Origin of the sequence: Natronosalvus vescus, assembly GCF_023973145.1 — an archaeon.
GTDB classification, from domain to species: domain Archaea; phylum Halobacteriota; class Halobacteria; order Halobacteriales; family Natrialbaceae; genus Natronosalvus; species Natronosalvus vescus.
The window spans coordinates 224862-238413 of the sequence record NZ_CP099546.1 but is presented as its reverse complement, the minus strand read 5'-3'; the positions used below and the strand labels follow the sequence as shown (position 1 = coordinate 238413).

The following is a 13552-nucleotide window of genomic DNA, read 5'->3' as shown; positions in this document are numbered from 1 at the left end:
ACTTTCTGTTCCGGGGAAGGACGTAAACATCCCACCTATCGAGACATTCGCTAGCCTTTTATCGCCACTCGAGAATACCCAGAACGTGCCATTAGAGGGGCCGGCCCGGATCGTCAGTGAACTCACGAGCCGCGGCTACAACGCCGAACGGGAAGCCGTGACACTCATCGCCAGTGCCGACGAGCCGTTCGCACTGCTCGAGCAGGCGATCGACGGGGCGCCCGAGAACGCACTCGTCCTCGAAACGGCCCACGTTCGGGCGGCCCTCGAGCGTGCCAGGGGTGACGCGTCCGAGACGGACACGACCGCACTGGACGCAACCACAGACCCCCCTGTTTCGACTGGAACACAGCCCACAAAACCGGCCTCCAGCGCTGGGTCAGTTCCAGTTGAAACGAAGGGGTCGGACGCACCACGGTCGGCGATCGATACGAGCCGGCAAGCGGTCGCGATCACGAACGACATGACCGGTGAGAGCACCGGCACCGGCGAGTACGAGGACTTCGTCGCCGTCTTTCGCGACCGCCTCGAGCGCCTCGGCTCGAAACTGCGCGGGCGGGTCAACCACCGGCCCGCGACCTCGATCGAGTCGATGCCCGGCGGCAGCGAGGTGGCAATGGTCGGCCTGGTCAACGACATTCGGTCGACGGCGAGCGGTCACTGGCTGGTCGAACTCGAGGACGCCACCGGTACGTTCCCGTGGCTGGTGATGAAGGATCGGGAGTACGCCGACCTCGTCGAGGAGTTGCTCTGTGACGAGGCGCTCGCGATGGAGGGCACCCTCGCCGACGACTCGGGGATCGCCTTCGTCGATTCGATGTACTTCCCGGACGTTCCACGCACGCACCAGCCTTCGACGGCCGACCGCCACGTCCAGGCGGCGCTCATCAGCGACGTCCACGTCGGCAGCCAGGAGTTCATGCACGACGCCTGGAACGGCTTCACCGACTGGCTCCACACCGAGGACGCCGAGCATGTCGAGTACCTCCTGATCGCCGGCGACATGGTCGAGGGCGTCGGCGTCTACCCGAACCAGGACGAGGAACTCGACGTCGTCGACATCTACGACCAGTACGAACTGTTCAACGAGTACCTGAAACAGGTTCCCGGCGACCTCGAGATCGTGATGATCCCGGGCAACCACGACGCCGTCCGCCTCGCCGAACCCCAGCCGGGATTCAACGAACGTCTGCGCGGGATCATGGACGCCCACGACCCCCGGATCGTCAGCAATCCGTCGACGGTGACCCTCGAGGGCGTCTCCGTCCTGATGTACCACGGCGTCAGTTTAGACGAAGTGATCGCCGAACTCCCAGCGGAGAAGGCGAGTTACGACGAGCCACACAAGGCGATGTACCACCTCCTGAAGAAACGTCACGTCGCACCCCAGTTCGGCGGCCACACCCGATTGGCCCCCGAGGAGAAGGACTACCTGATCATCGACGAGGTGCCGGACATCTTCCACACGGGTCACGTCCACAAACTCGGCTTCGGGAAGTATCACAACGTGCTGGCGATCAACTCCGGCTGCTGGCAGTCCCAGACCGATTTTCAGAAGAGCGTCAACATCAACCCCGACTCGGGGTACGCGCCGATCGTGGATCTGGACACGCTCGACGTGACGGTGCAAAAGTTCAGTTAAAGTAAGGGAGCCTCGAGCGAGAGCGTAGAACTGTCCCTTCAGCGCCTCGAGTGAGTGCTACTACTGCCCGTTCAGCGTAATGTACCGAACCCCGATGATCCGCTCGTCGCGCTCGAGTTCTTCCCTGGCCTCCTCGGGGACGTCGCCGTCCACGTTGTAGACCGTCAGCGCCTCCCCACCGTGGGCTTCGCGGGCGTTGAACATCCCCGCGATGTTGACGCCGTGAGAGCCCATCACGGTACCGATGAGGCCGATGACTCCGGGTTCGTCGGTGTTCCGGGTGACGACCATCTTGCCGTGCGGGATGGCGTCCACGCGGTAGTCGTCGATCCGAACGATTCGCGGATCGTCGCCCGCGAAGAGCGTCCCGTCGACGGTGATCGCATCGTCGCTGCTCGCGACCGTCACCGAGATCAGGCTCTGGAAGTCCGCCGTCTGGTGGCTCTTGGACTCCGTTACCTCGACGCCTCGATCCTCGGCAATCTGGGGGGCGTTGACCGCGTTGACCTGCCACTCGAGCGGTTCGAAGACGCCCTTCAGTGCGCTCGCGGTAACGAACTCGACGTCCTCGTCGGCAATCTCGCCCTCGTAGCGAACCTCGATGGATTTGATGCGAGCATCGAGGAGCTGGGCGGCGATTTTGCCCGCCGTCTCGGCGATGTTGATGTAGGGCTCGACTCGCGGGAACGCACTCTCGTCGATCGAGGGCGCGTTCAGCGCGTTGGCCACGGGTTCGGCCCCGAGGGCGGCGACGACCTGGCTCGCCGTTGAGGTCGCGACGTTCTCCTGGGCGGCCTCCGTCGACGCACCGAGGTGGGGCGTGACGATTATGTCGTCGACGAACAGCAGCGGCGACTCCTCGGGGAGTGGCTCCTCGCGGAACACGTCGAGGGCTGCGCCGGCGACCGTCCCGTCTTCGACCTTCGCGGCGAGGGCGTCTTCGTCGATGATGCCACCCCGGCCGACGTTGATGACGTAGCCATGGCCGAAGCGCTCGAGTTCGGCGTCGCTGATGAGCCCCTCCGTCTCGGGGGTCAAGGGCGTGTGGATCGTCAGAAAGTCCGCCTGCTCGAGACACGCCTCGAGGTCGGCGAGTTCGGCCCCGATGCGCTCGGCGCGCTCCTCGGAGATGTACGGGTCGTAGGCGACAACGTCCATTCCGAGGGCGTCGAGCTTTTTGGCGACCTCCTGGCCGACGCGACCGAGGCCGACGACGCCGAGGGTTTTGCCGTTGAGTTCGGTGCCGAGGTAGTCGCTTTTCGCCCACTCACCCACCTTCAAACGAGCGTGTGCCTGTGGAATGGATCGGGCGGCGGCGAACGTCATCGCGACGGTGTGTTCGGCGGCCGCACGAACGTTCCCCTCCGGGGCGTTGGCGACGATGATCCCTTCGTCCGTGGCTGCATCGATGTCGATGTTGTCGACACCGATCCCCGCTCGCCCGACGATGACCAGGTTCTCGGCCGTCTCGAGGACACTCCGGGTGACCTCGGTTCCAGAGCGGACGATGAGTCCATGCGCCGCAGAAACCGCCTCGAGGAGTTCCTCGCCCTCGAGTTCGTAGCCCGTTTCGACCTCGTGGCCGGCGTCCCGCAACACGGCCAGACCCGCATCGTCGATGGGATCGGTGACTAGCACCTTCATGTGCGAGTCAATCGCGCGGACGAGGTAAACCCTTCCGAAGGGTGCAGATGTTGGGTGGGTCTCGAAGCTGTGACCGACCGCAGTTGTCGTGGATCGTCGCCAGTCGACGGGTCAGAGGGTGTTGACCTCCTCCCGCGCCTGAAGAGTAGTTGCCGATTCAGATTGCAGAGCGCTCGCTGAAACAGGGCGCGGTCACTGAAATTCGGGTTAAGTCGGTTGTTCGAGCAGTGGTTTGAGCCGGCAGTGACGGACGAGACAAGTAATTCACGCTGACAGAGAGTCTCGCCAGTACGAAAAGGCGTGCTGACCCGGGCTAGCGCCCTCAAGACGGTCAGCCGTACGTCACTGTGCCCAGGAAGAACCGAAATGTCGCCGTTGACACGGCTGGCCGTGTTCTCACTCGCCGTTGCTCAGAGAGCAACAGACACACGATGATCCAGAGATTGTACACTGCCACAGCAAACAGAAAGAGAACAGCCGCACCGCAAACACTGGCGACGTGGTTCGGGGCAGAAACCCACCGGTTTTCCGGTAGGACGTTTCTATTCCCCACCGGCGCTGATACGCCTGAGCGAGTGGCACCGCTTCGTCAACCGTTCTCGTCCGGTTCGTGATAAGACACAGCGAGTCGTCGTCCCGCGAGTTGTGCGGGACGACGACGAGCGTCACCGGCACTCGCATCGTCGGTGAGGCTCTCCTGACTAACTCGTAGTTGGTGACGAATCTCTCGGCGTCGTGCTCAGAGAGGACGCGCTTGATTCCTGGTGTTTTGGGTGCGCGCATCACAAACTCCACGTCGAGATCGACAAGTGCGTTGACCAGTTCCACCCGATAGAGACCACGGTCACAGTAGAGACGGGTGATCGAGACGGCTTCTCGTGCCGTCTCGATCATGTCCAGGATCGCTCCAATCAGCGACGTTGTGTCGGTTCGAGGAACGTGCTTGGACGCGAGCGTGAAGCGTGTTGACGGTGAAACGATGCAGAGTGTCACGAAGACGTAGGCGAGATTCGTTCCACGATCCGGGTTGATTCGTGCCACCATCGGTGTCTGCTTCGAGCCGTAGTAGAGCCACTCGTGGAGGTCTAGGGCGACCTCTGCAGTGGTCGGGAAGCGACGAGCCTTGCGTGCCTGAGCGATGAATTGGTCGCGGACGCCATCGAACTGGCCGTCAATGGCGTCCACGTCCATCGTGCCAAGATTGTACAGGAGTGATTTCGCTAGCGGACTGCGGTCGTCGAGATCGAGCATCTCGCCTCTGGTAAGTTACAGGTGTCTGGCACTGGTGTTGGTAAACTCCTGTTCGAATGCATTCCGAGTGAGGACCCAGGCGAAGTCCTCACTCGGATAGGTGCCGTTGACCTTCGTTCCGAAGTCAAGTGGCGGATACAGCAACGATCCTGCGGCACGGCAGACCTGCCGTGCCTCGACGGGAGCGACCATACTCATCGTACGGTTCCACCAGAGATACCCGTCTCTCAGACACTTCGGCAACTACTGTGAAGACGCGGGTATGTGCTCGCACTATGTGTCAACGCACAATTCGAAATGATGTGAATGTTCAAGAGCGGTCAGTCGAGCCCGATCCGGAATCGTCCTCGAGCGACCCGTCGTCGATCTCGATCACGACGCCGCCGTCGGCGTGCTCGCGGGTCTCGATCGGCTCCGCACCAGCCAGCTGTTCGAAGCCCCGTTCGGTCTCCTCGCTAATAGCCCACAGCAGCCGACCGAGTCGGTCGACGTTGCCGGCGGCCACCTCGAGCGACTCGTGAGGAGCGGCCGACTGCACGCTGCGTGCCCCGTCGGGGTGAAGATACTGGATCGGGTGGTCGGGAGGCACCTCCTGGAGATCGATCTCCAGTTCCCAGAGGTACGGCAGCACCTGAACCGCGTAGCCGTGTGGTTTCGGTGCCCGTCGCCCCGCCGCAGTGAGCGCGACGGTGAGTGCGGTCGATTGGCCGTCGGTGTCGTAGGAAACGCCGGGTAGTCCGGGGATCGAAATGCGCATGCTCGAGCCAGCGCTGCTGTAGGGAGAAGTGTGCACCCGGCATACACAGGGTGCGTATGGGTGTCACCCTATCCGGTAGCTCGGCGCGCCACAAATAGCGTCTCTCGAGGGAGTGCCACCCGCTCAACCTGGACTAGCGGCGGGTCGCCACCCAGCGTCGTAAACAGGAAGTCGGCGTCGACTGCCCGCGCAACCTCGAGCGTTGGACGGTGTAACTCCGGCGGCAGGTTCAGTGCGTAGAGCGCGTCGGCATCCGCGTAGCGTGCGAGCGTCGGATCGGTCACGTCGTCGAGGACGAACGGCAGATCGTCAGGAACCTCACGATGCTGGATGTCCGTCGCGACGACGGAACACCCGCCTTCGAGCAGCGCGCTCGCGACCCCCGTCCGGCGACCGATTCCGATCTCGACCAGGGCGTCGTAGGCGGCCAATTTCTCGATGAGTGCTGCCTGGTTCCGGCGAAAGCGTGCCACGGCGGGATGTTTATGCCACGGGACGGCATAGACGTTGCTATGCTCGTCGACATCGTGCCGGTTGGCTCCGTTCCTGCGACGGTCAAACGGGAGGCCTCCGCGGCGCTTCGCTCGGTCTACGACTGTGACGTCACGGTCAACGATTCCCAGTCGATTCCAAACGGCGCGTACGACTCCGGGCGTAACCAGTACTGTGCGGAGACCTTCATCCAGCTGGCCGAGCGCGTCGGGCGCGGCGAGAAGAACATCGCCATCACCCCGCACGACCTCTTCTACCGCCGGCGAAACTACGTCTTTGGCCTGGCCTACCTCGACGGCAGCGGCAGCGTCGTCTCCACCTACCGGCTCCAGACCTCGAGCGACGGCGGCTTCTCGAACAAGAGCGCGGCGGACATCTTCGAGGATCGCGTCCGCAAGGAGATCGTCCACGAGATCGGCCACACCTACGGGCTCGAGCACTGTGACAACCAGCGCTGTGTGATGAACTTCTCGCCCACGGTTCGCGAGGTCGACATCAAGGAAGAACACCTCTGTGGGAGCTGTCAGCGGTTGGTCGACTGAGCGGGAGTGGTTGGATCGGCTACAAAAGAACGGCTTATCCCTCCGGCGCCAGTAGACGCAGTCGACGACCGTGGCCCCCTCGACCCCCGTTCACGATGAAACCCCTGTTACGCTACCCAACGGAGCGACGGCACCGGGTTCCGTTCCAGCGACGCGTTCGCGATGGGGTCGGTCAGGACGGTCAATAGCGGGACGCACACCCGAGACTATCTCGAGCCGAAACGATCGGGGCCACCCCGCAAACGCACACACGGAGGGAAACCGATGAGTGATCGCTGGCGTCACACCGAAGACGACGGAGACGAGATCGAAATCGAAATCGACTCCGAACGTGACACTGGTCGTGGGTGGGCGTCCGACGATCACGCCGCTGCGACGGCAAACGACCGCTCGAGCAACTACGACGGCGACGACGCCCAGGACGATCGCACCACCGCGACCCCCGACGATCTCGCGGACGAACTTGGCCGCATCGACCTCATGACCACGCCCGACGGCTACGTCGAGGGCCGAGTCACCGGACTGACGCCGATCGACGAGACGACCGTCGAACTCGAGGTCACGCTCCCACACGACGTCACGACGACGTTCCGCCTCGAGAAGCCGATTCCGTGGTCGCGGACGTACCTGCTCGCCCGCATCGTCGAGGACGTCGGCTACGACGCCGCCTCGATCGACCACCTGGTCGGCGAACCGATCTACGTCGCCCGCGTCGATCCCGAGGACGAGCCTGCGTCGGGATGGGCGTGGGGCTGGGACGAGTGGCGGGACGGCTTCGTCCGCACGACCGGGAACGCGCTGCTCGACACCCTCGGTGGACAGTTCCGCCTCGAGGAAGACCACAGCCCAGAGTGGCGACTCGTCGATCCGCTCGAGCGGGTCGAGGAGGGGGATGCCACTCGAGTCTGGCGAATACCCGTCGGTGCTGGACTCGCGTTACTCGGCGTGCTCGTCGCCGCCGTGGGCACGATGTACGGAACGGCCGGCGCAATCGTCGTTTCTGGTGTGGCCCTCGCAGCGATCATCCTTGGGCTCAGTCTCGTCGTGATCGGGCTGGCGATCAGTACCCACGTCGACACCGAGTGAAGGAACCGACGGCCCCTGACAGTGCACTCACGGGGCGAACCCTCGACTCGAGAAAACCGGAACGACCACCCTGCAAACCGGGAACACGCTTATCTTTCTGAGAAGCGAATACTCACCCATGGTGAAAGATCGACTCGAACGCATGCTCAGTCGCGCACGATACGCCGCCATCGGGGCCGCCATCGGCGGCTTCGTCGGTGGATTGATCAGCAAAAACGCCGCGAGTTCCGGTGCTGCCCTCGGCGCACTCGCTGGAGCCGCGATCGGCGAACGCCGCCCCTCGGCAGAGTCACGGCTCGAGGAACTGAAAGCACGCGGCGAAGAGAACGTCCGCGGGCTTCGCTCAGAGCAAGCAGAATAGCACCGCCAGCAAGCCAGAACAGGCCGTCGCCGTCGGATCAGGGCGCGTAGTAGTACTCGCCTTCTCGTTTTTGCTTCCGATCCAGCTGTGAGTCCGGCTTGTTGATTCGCGGCCGCGAGGTGCGCTCGTCCCGCCGGAACGTCACCTCGAGGTTCGCGAGGAACTCGTTCATCCCGCCACGCATCGACTGTGGCGTCCCGGCACGCCCGTGGATGGCCGGTTCGCCATCGAAGACCATCAGGCGATCCGCGAGGAGATCGATCATGTAGATGTCGTGGTCGATGACCAGTACCGTGGCGTCCTGCTGTTCGGCGTAGCGACGGATCGCCCGGGTTGCCTGCACCCGCTGTTCGACGTCGAGGTGCGCCGACGGCTCGTCGAGCAGGTACAGATCTGCGGTATCCGAGAGACAGGCCGCGATGGCTACGCGCTGGCGCTCACCACCCGAGAGATCAGAGAGGTTCTGCTCCATGATCCGCTCGAGCTGGAGCGGCCCCGCGATTTCGGTGTTCCAGTACGAAGAGCCGAACTGATCCGTAATGGACGAGAGGAAGACGTCGACGCGCATGTGCTGGTCGATGGTGACGTACTGGGGTTTGTACGAGATCTCGAGGTCGAGATCGGCGTCACCCTCGTCGGACTCGAGCGCACCCGTCAGTAGCTTTGCGAACGTCGACTTCCCGATCCCGTTCGGCCCGACGATGCCGAGCACCTCGTTTTTCCGTATCTCGCCGCCTTCGACTTCGAGGCTGAACTCGCCGTCACCGTAGGATTTCGTGAGGTCGGGGTACTCGACGAGCGTGTCGCTCCGAGAGACGGTTCGTGGGGCGTGTTCCTCGAACTCGATCGGGTTCGGCCGGATCCGCATGTTCTCGTTCTCGAGGTAGCCCGCGAGGTACTCGTTGATGCCGTTTCGTACCGATTTGGGCGTCGTGATGACACCGTAGGCACCCGGCTCACCGTAGGCGACGTGGAGGGTGTCCGCGAGCAGGTCGAGGACGGCGAGGTCGTGTTCGACCACGAGCATCGATTTGCCTTCCTCCTCGGCCAACTCGCGAATCAAGCGAGCGGCGGTGACACGCTGGCCGATATCGAGGTACGGCGTGATCTCGTCGAGGAAGTAGAAGTCCGTGTCCCGGGCCAACGTAGCGGCGAGCGCAACCCGCTGGAGTTCCCCGCCGGAGAGGTCGTCGATCGACTGTTCCATCACTGGCCCAATCGACAGTCGTTCCACGAGGTACTCGAGTGCGTCGCGCTCGTTCGTCCGCTCGAGCAGTTCCCGGGTGTTGCCGTCGAACTGGTTGGGAATCTGGTCGACGTACTGGGGTTTTCGCGCGACCGAGATGTCGCCGTCGCGCACGTCGGCGATGTAGTCCTGGATTTCGGTGCCGCGGTACGCCTCGAGGACGTCGTCCCAGCCCGGTGGATCATCGAACCGGCCGAGGTTGGGCTCGAGTTCGCCCGCGAGGATTCGCACGGCCGTGGTCTTCCCGATGCCGTTCGGGCCGAGGATACCGGTGACCGTTCCTTCCTGGGGCGCTGGCAGCCCGTACAGCGAGAAGGCGTTCTCGCCGTAGCGGTGAGCGGGGTCGTCCTGGAGCTCCTGTGGGAGGTTGATGATCTCGATGGCGTCGAAGGGGCACTTCTCGACGCAGATGCCGCAGGTTTCGCCCAGACAGATCTCCTCGGAGATGCGCACCTGATCGGGTTGTCCCTCGTCGGCCTCCTCGCCGCGGAGCGTGATGCACTCCTTGCCGGTGCGGTTCGGCGGGCAGTAGTTCTTACACTCGTAGTTACACCGATCGGGCTGGCAACGATCGAGGTCGACGACGGCGATACTGTCTTTGGCCATGGTTAGAAGGTTGCTCCCGTACTGAGCATGATCCCCCAGGTGATGAACCAGAAGGAGAAGGTCATCAGGCTGATGAACAGGTAGTGTTTGATGCCGAACTCCTCGTCGTCGTAGACGCCGATGGTCGGCAACAGGAACAGTTGCAGACCGATGAGCCCGAAGACGAGAAGGTAGGTGAGCGGATCGGTCGCGGCATCGTTGAGGCTCGCACCGGCGGTCAGTGCCTCGGAGCCGAAGGCCGCGCCAACCCCGGCGAGACAGGCGACGGCCGTCACGCCGATGGAGCGAACGTGCTCGCGCCGATCGCTCATCGTTTCGGTTGACATACCGGTACGTCTGTTTCCGGTGTTAAAAAGCCGTTCGCATTGTGCAAGGGGACTCGTGCGCGAACATCGAAAGTCTTGGACAATCGGTGCAAATTCAACGGTTAGCAGAGGTCAACCGGTTCGTCTTCGTTGTCCAGGTATCCGCTACAACCCCCTTCCTCAGTCTCTACAGATACATATATCGGCAAATCCGTCTGTTGGGTGTTTAGGTCAGAAGCGTCGAAGACGACGGTTCCCTCAGTTTCGTTGCTGGTAACTATCTTCGAGGAGCCTTGATTCTGATTCGGGCCATAAGTAACGCTAAAGGTAATCTCGTCTTCGGAATCACCATCGTATTCGAAGACGAATTCGACTCTGTCCGCATTGCCTTCGTTCGTTGTCGACGGTACTTCAGCTGTAAGTTCCGTGAATAGGTCTTCTCCACCGCTAACGCTGTCACTGCCGCAGTTGTACTCGAACTCTTCCGAATAGGACACCCCAGTTATCGTGATTCCACCTCCCAACGCCTCGTCGAGAGAAACGCTCGCAGTAGCTGTGCCGCTTTCTTGACCACCTGTACATTCAGCCTGTAACTCGACGGTTTCACCACTTTCGAGCGTGGCGCCATCGAAATCATCTACGTCGAAGTTCCCACCATCGCCGGAAATGATAACATCTCCTTCAATTTCGAGTGCCGTGTTGAAGTTATTAGTAATTTTCACTACAGTCGTTCGGTCGTCACCGACGACGTTAGTGGTAACATCTATTTGCAATAGAGCGTTTGGTGCATCGGCGACATCAACCGAGACTCCTCGATCAGCCGTAAGTGAACTGAACCCAAAAGCCGGGCTTATAAGCAATGCTACCCCCGCGACAAGAAACAGAACCGCGAGTTTGCCAAAGAAGTGCATCGTTACGGTGGCTGCTCCCCCTCTCCCAGTCGCATCCGTCGATTCTCGAGCACGTGCACCACGGCCGAGACCGTGAACAGGGCCATGACCAGGGTCGGCCAGCCGAGTTCTGGAATCGTCCCCGTTGGAATCAGCTCGAGCCACAATCCACCCATCACAACGGCTGCAACGGCAGACAGGCCGAGGTAGTAGACGCCCCACGGAATCGAGTCCCCGGGAACGACGTCCAGGTAGACCTCGAGCGTCTTCGCGTCGTCTGTGAGTTCGATCGCTCGATCGTCGAACTCGATCATCCCGGCGCGCTCGAGCGTCGGGAGGTGAGTCTGCTGGAGCGAAGTGTACACCCGTTTGCGTTCGGTGGAGGTGATCGCCTGGACGTCCTTGTCGAGTTCCCAGGCCGCGACGTGTTCGGCGAGGTCACCGAGTTCAACGCGATCGTCCGTTCGCTTGAGGTAGTGGATGGCGTAGCGTCGGCGGTGGTTGCTCAGGAGGTCGAAAATGTCGCCGCTATTTGGGCTAAAATCGGTCGCAGAACCGCTGGTATCGACGCCGTCACCTACGTCTCCCTCCTCGGCTTGTTTTGTGGTCGTTGCCATCGATTCCCCCGGAATTCGTCTAGTGATACTGGACTGTTTGCACATAACGCTTGTTGCCATCGTGTGAACACGGATCACTTGAATGTGGATCTCACCCACCCAGATCGCTCAAACCGCCGAAATCGGCGTTTCAGGCCCACCTTGAACGGGCTCTGGCTGACCGTTCAGGGTTTCTGGCGGCCTAATACAAAGGGGGTAGCCTCGAGTGAGTGGAGTAAGAACCTCGCCGGTACCCGTAGCCTACGAGAGCCGGGGTGGATCGAACGGAGACCATACCAATGAGAATGAACAGACGGAATGTGCTGATCGGACTGGGAACGATTGTTGCTGGCGGCGGCGCAGCCCTCGGAACGGGCGCGTTTAGCAGCGTCGAAGCAACACGAACAGTGAGTGTCGGTGTTGCTGATGATGCCAATGCCTTCCTAGCGCTTGAAAAAGGATCGGAGCTCCATACTAATGCGGTGGATAATAGCGGGGAACAGCTTAAGATCGACCTAAGCAGCGAATTTGGCCAACCTGATGGAGAAGGTGTAAATGTCGGAGCTGTAACAACCATCGGGAAGATCGATGATAATGATGATGTCGAGGTTGCCGCCCTGACGGTCACAAACAACGGTGAGAATACAGTTACTCTTACCGCTGAAGTCGAAGGGGATGATACAATCCTTGAGTTGCAGGCACAAGTTGGAACAGGTGACCTGACTGATTTAACAAATGTGTCACTTACACTCGCCGAAAATGAGGTTGCGAAGACAGTTATTGTTATCGACACAAATGGCTATGATCTTCAGGGAGATACCTCTGTAGCAGATGTCATAGAAGAGATTACTTTCACTGCAGAGGCGCAAGAATCGGTCTAATCCAGTTCCTATACCCGTTATAGTGGACTGAATCTATTCCATAAGCGAACGATACTATAAATAATACTACAGTACTAATCTGATGAAAGTCAAGCTGTTTGGAATCTGTGCTGTACTTGCTCTCACCCTTGCAGTCCCAACAGCGGCCATCTCCCTCGAGCCAACCGACACCACTGACTCCCTCGTCCTCGAGGCCTCGAGCCAGTACGCGACCATCGAAGACGGCAAACTCCACGTCAACTTCGACCGGCTGAACGCCGACTCAGTGACGACCATCGACGAGGTGTTCACCGTCCAGACGACCGACGACGATGTCGCGGCGATAACCCTCGAGGCCGAGAGCGAGGGAATCAGTTTCTATCAGAGCGACTATCCAGACGTCGCAGTCGATACTGACACGCCGTTGATCCTCGAGACGGGTGAATCACAGGGAGTAGGGATGGCGATCGATTCTCGAGACGCCGAGGAGGGTACGTTGTCGTTTACGATCCACGTGATTTACGAGGACGACGATGACGACGAAAGTGAGGCCGAACCGCCCGAACTCGTGAACGTCACCGTGTCGGACACCGAGGTGACCGTCGGGGAAACGATCACCGTGACGGGCGTTTACCAGGGCAGCACGCAGTCGATGGTGACGACCGCGACGCTAACCCAGGACGACGTTGTCGTCACCCAGCGCCGGATAATGGTGTTCGGCGGCCAGACCGAAACCGTCTCCTTCGACCGAACGATGGACACACCCGGCACGTTCGAGGTCGGTATCGACGGCCAGACCGAGACCGTCACGGTCACCGAACCCGCCGAACCGGCAGCGCAAGCAGCCAACATCAGCGTCACGAACGCGACCCTCGATCGGACACACGTTCGACCCGGTGAACAGGCGACCGTCGCCATAACGGTTACCAACGCGGGTGACGCGACGGGGGAACGCACCCTCGAGTTCGCCGTTGGTAACTTCGTCGTCGAGACGAAGACGGTCACTCTCGAGCCGGGGGAGACGCGTGAGATTCGGTTCGAGCAGCGATTCGAGCGCGTCGGGACGTACTCGCTGGCCGTCAACAGCGTCGACGTCGGAACGGTGACGGTCGCCGAGGAGGGAACCGTCGCTGCGGCGATTGCCGACTTGCCGAACGAAGCGGCGCCCGCCCTTGCCGTTCCCCTCGCGCTTGGGGCAGGACTCGTTGCCCATCGTCGGCGCTCGTGATAAGCTTGAGCGCCACTGGATTACTTCAGGAGTCGAACGCCCTCGA

Annotated in this window: 15 protein-coding genes; 6 read left to right on the top strand and 9 right to left on the bottom strand. The window is 61.3% G+C overall.

Annotated elements, in window-relative coordinates:
- The first annotated feature begins 85 nt into the window (after positions 1 to 85).
- A complete protein-coding gene (locus NGM68_RS01050) occupies positions 86 to 1642 on the top strand; it encodes a DNA-directed DNA polymerase II small subunit (RefSeq protein WP_252699812.1) in 1557 nt (518 codons plus the stop codon).
- A 60-nt stretch (positions 1643 to 1702) separates the two neighbouring features.
- Here the strand turns inward: NGM68_RS01050 and serA are convergent, their stop codons facing one another.
- The 5 genes from serA to NGM68_RS01025 all read right to left on the bottom strand — a co-directional run bounded on the left by serA (position 1703) and on the right by NGM68_RS01025 (position 5767).
- Positions 1703 to 3286, bottom strand: coding sequence for a phosphoglycerate dehydrogenase (serA, locus tag NGM68_RS01045; RefSeq protein WP_252699811.1), 1584 nt, complete (start codon positions 3284 to 3286; stop codon positions 1703 to 1705).
- A gap of 396 nt (positions 3287 to 3682) precedes the next feature.
- The gene (locus NGM68_RS01040; protein WP_252699810.1) at positions 3683 to 4537 is read right to left on the bottom strand and encodes a transposase; all 855 of its coding nucleotides are present in this window, start codon (positions 4535 to 4537) and stop codon (positions 3683 to 3685) included.
- 15 nt (positions 4538 to 4552) lie between these two features.
- A complete protein-coding gene (locus NGM68_RS01035; protein WP_252699809.1) occupies positions 4553 to 4729 on the bottom strand; it encodes a hypothetical protein in 177 nt (58 codons plus the stop codon).
- 118 nt (positions 4730 to 4847) lie between these two features.
- Entirely contained in the window at positions 4848 to 5294 is a 447-nt protein-coding gene (locus NGM68_RS01030; RefSeq protein WP_252699808.1) for a hypothetical protein, read from the bottom strand.
- 68 nt (positions 5295 to 5362) lie between these two features.
- Positions 5363 to 5767, bottom strand: coding sequence for a UPF0146 family protein (locus NGM68_RS01025; RefSeq protein WP_252699807.1), 405 nt, complete (start codon positions 5765 to 5767; stop codon positions 5363 to 5365).
- Between the two features lie 39 nt (positions 5768 to 5806).
- Between NGM68_RS01025 and NGM68_RS01020 the strand changes: the two genes are divergently transcribed.
- The 3 genes from NGM68_RS01020 to NGM68_RS01010 all read left to right on the top strand — a co-directional run bounded on the left by NGM68_RS01020 (position 5807) and on the right by NGM68_RS01010 (position 7775).
- Positions 5807 to 6328: an archaemetzincin family Zn-dependent metalloprotease gene (locus tag NGM68_RS01020; RefSeq protein WP_252699806.1), complete on the top strand. Its 522-nt coding sequence runs from the start codon at positions 5807 to 5809 to the stop codon at positions 6326 to 6328.
- A 264-nt stretch (positions 6329 to 6592) separates the two neighbouring features.
- Complete coding sequence (locus NGM68_RS01015; protein ID WP_252699805.1) at positions 6593 to 7414, top strand: hypothetical protein; 822 nt, start codon at positions 6593 to 6595, stop codon at positions 7412 to 7414.
- A 118-nt stretch (positions 7415 to 7532) separates the two neighbouring features.
- Positions 7533 to 7775 carry a glycine zipper 2TM domain-containing protein gene (locus NGM68_RS01010; protein WP_252699804.1) on the top strand — a complete coding sequence of 81 codons (243 nt, stop codon included), beginning with the start codon at positions 7533 to 7535 and terminating at the stop codon, positions 7773 to 7775.
- A 37-nt stretch (positions 7776 to 7812) separates the two neighbouring features.
- Here the strand turns inward: NGM68_RS01010 and NGM68_RS01005 are convergent, their stop codons facing one another.
- The 4 genes from NGM68_RS01005 to NGM68_RS00990 form a co-directional block, all read right to left on the bottom strand.
- Positions 7813 to 9627, bottom strand: a complete 1815-nt coding sequence (locus tag NGM68_RS01005) for a ribosome biogenesis/translation initiation ATPase RLI (RefSeq protein ID WP_252699803.1) — start codon at positions 9625 to 9627, stop codon at positions 7813 to 7815.
- A gap of 2 nt (positions 9628 to 9629) precedes the next feature.
- Positions 9630 to 9953 carry an EMC6-like membrane protein gene (locus NGM68_RS01000; protein WP_252699802.1) on the bottom strand — a complete coding sequence of 108 codons (324 nt, stop codon included), beginning with the start codon at positions 9951 to 9953 and terminating at the stop codon, positions 9630 to 9632.
- A gap of 101 nt (positions 9954 to 10054) precedes the next feature.
- Entirely contained in the window at positions 10055 to 10843 is a 789-nt protein-coding gene (locus NGM68_RS00995) for a hypothetical protein (protein ID WP_252699801.1), read from the bottom strand.
- 2 nt (positions 10844 to 10845) lie between these two features.
- Positions 10846 to 11439: a DUF7344 domain-containing protein gene (locus NGM68_RS00990; RefSeq protein ID WP_252699800.1), complete on the bottom strand. Its 594-nt coding sequence runs from the start codon at positions 11437 to 11439 to the stop codon at positions 10846 to 10848.
- A 278-nt stretch (positions 11440 to 11717) separates the two neighbouring features.
- On the opposite strand from NGM68_RS00990, the gene NGM68_RS00985 reads away from it, so the two are divergent.
- The gene (locus NGM68_RS00985) at positions 11718 to 12299 is read left to right on the top strand and encodes a hypothetical protein (RefSeq protein ID WP_252699799.1); all 582 of its coding nucleotides are present in this window, start codon (positions 11718 to 11720) and stop codon (positions 12297 to 12299) included.
- Between the two features lie 82 nt (positions 12300 to 12381).
- Entirely contained in the window at positions 12382 to 13506 is a 1125-nt protein-coding gene (locus NGM68_RS00980) for a DUF1102 domain-containing protein (protein ID WP_252699798.1), read from the top strand.
- Positions 13507 to 13552: the final 46 nt, after the last annotated feature.

What these genes read in the sequence shown, in the direction of transcription:
- serA (WP_252699811.1), bottom strand. Translation starts at nt 3,286, where the DNA reads ATGAAGGTGCTAGTCACCGATCCCATCGACGATGCGGGTCTGGCCGTG.
- NGM68_RS01040 (WP_252699810.1), bottom strand. Translation starts at nt 4,537, where the DNA reads ATGCTCGATCTCGACGACCGCAGTCCGCTAGCGAAATCACTCCTGTAC.
- NGM68_RS01035 (WP_252699809.1), bottom strand. Translation starts at nt 4,729, where the DNA reads ATGGTCGCTCCCGTCGAGGCACGGCAGGTCTGCCGTGCCGCAGGATCG.
- NGM68_RS01030 (WP_252699808.1), bottom strand. Translation starts at nt 5,294, where the DNA reads ATGCGCATTTCGATCCCCGGACTACCCGGCGTTTCCTACGACACCGAC.
- NGM68_RS01020 (WP_252699806.1), top strand. Translation starts at nt 5,807, where the DNA reads ATGCTCGTCGACATCGTGCCGGTTGGCTCCGTTCCTGCGACGGTCAAA.
- NGM68_RS01015 (WP_252699805.1), top strand. Translation starts at nt 6,593, where the DNA reads ATGAGTGATCGCTGGCGTCACACCGAAGACGACGGAGACGAGATCGAA.
- NGM68_RS01010 (WP_252699804.1), top strand. Translation starts at nt 7,533, where the DNA reads ATGGTGAAAGATCGACTCGAACGCATGCTCAGTCGCGCACGATACGCC.
- NGM68_RS01005 (WP_252699803.1), bottom strand. Translation starts at nt 9,627, where the DNA reads ATGGCCAAAGACAGTATCGCCGTCGTCGACCTCGATCGTTGCCAGCCC.
- NGM68_RS01000 (WP_252699802.1), bottom strand. Translation starts at nt 9,953, where the DNA reads ATGTCAACCGAAACGATGAGCGATCGGCGCGAGCACGTTCGCTCCATC.
- NGM68_RS00995 (WP_252699801.1), bottom strand. Translation starts at nt 10,843, where the DNA reads ATGCACTTCTTTGGCAAACTCGCGGTTCTGTTTCTTGTCGCGGGGGTA.
- NGM68_RS00990 (WP_252699800.1), bottom strand. Translation starts at nt 11,439, where the DNA reads ATGGCAACGACCACAAAACAAGCCGAGGAGGGAGACGTAGGTGACGGC.
- NGM68_RS00985 (WP_252699799.1), top strand. Translation starts at nt 11,718, where the DNA reads ATGAGAATGAACAGACGGAATGTGCTGATCGGACTGGGAACGATTGTT.
- NGM68_RS00980 (WP_252699798.1), top strand. Translation starts at nt 12,382, where the DNA reads ATGAAAGTCAAGCTGTTTGGAATCTGTGCTGTACTTGCTCTCACCCTT.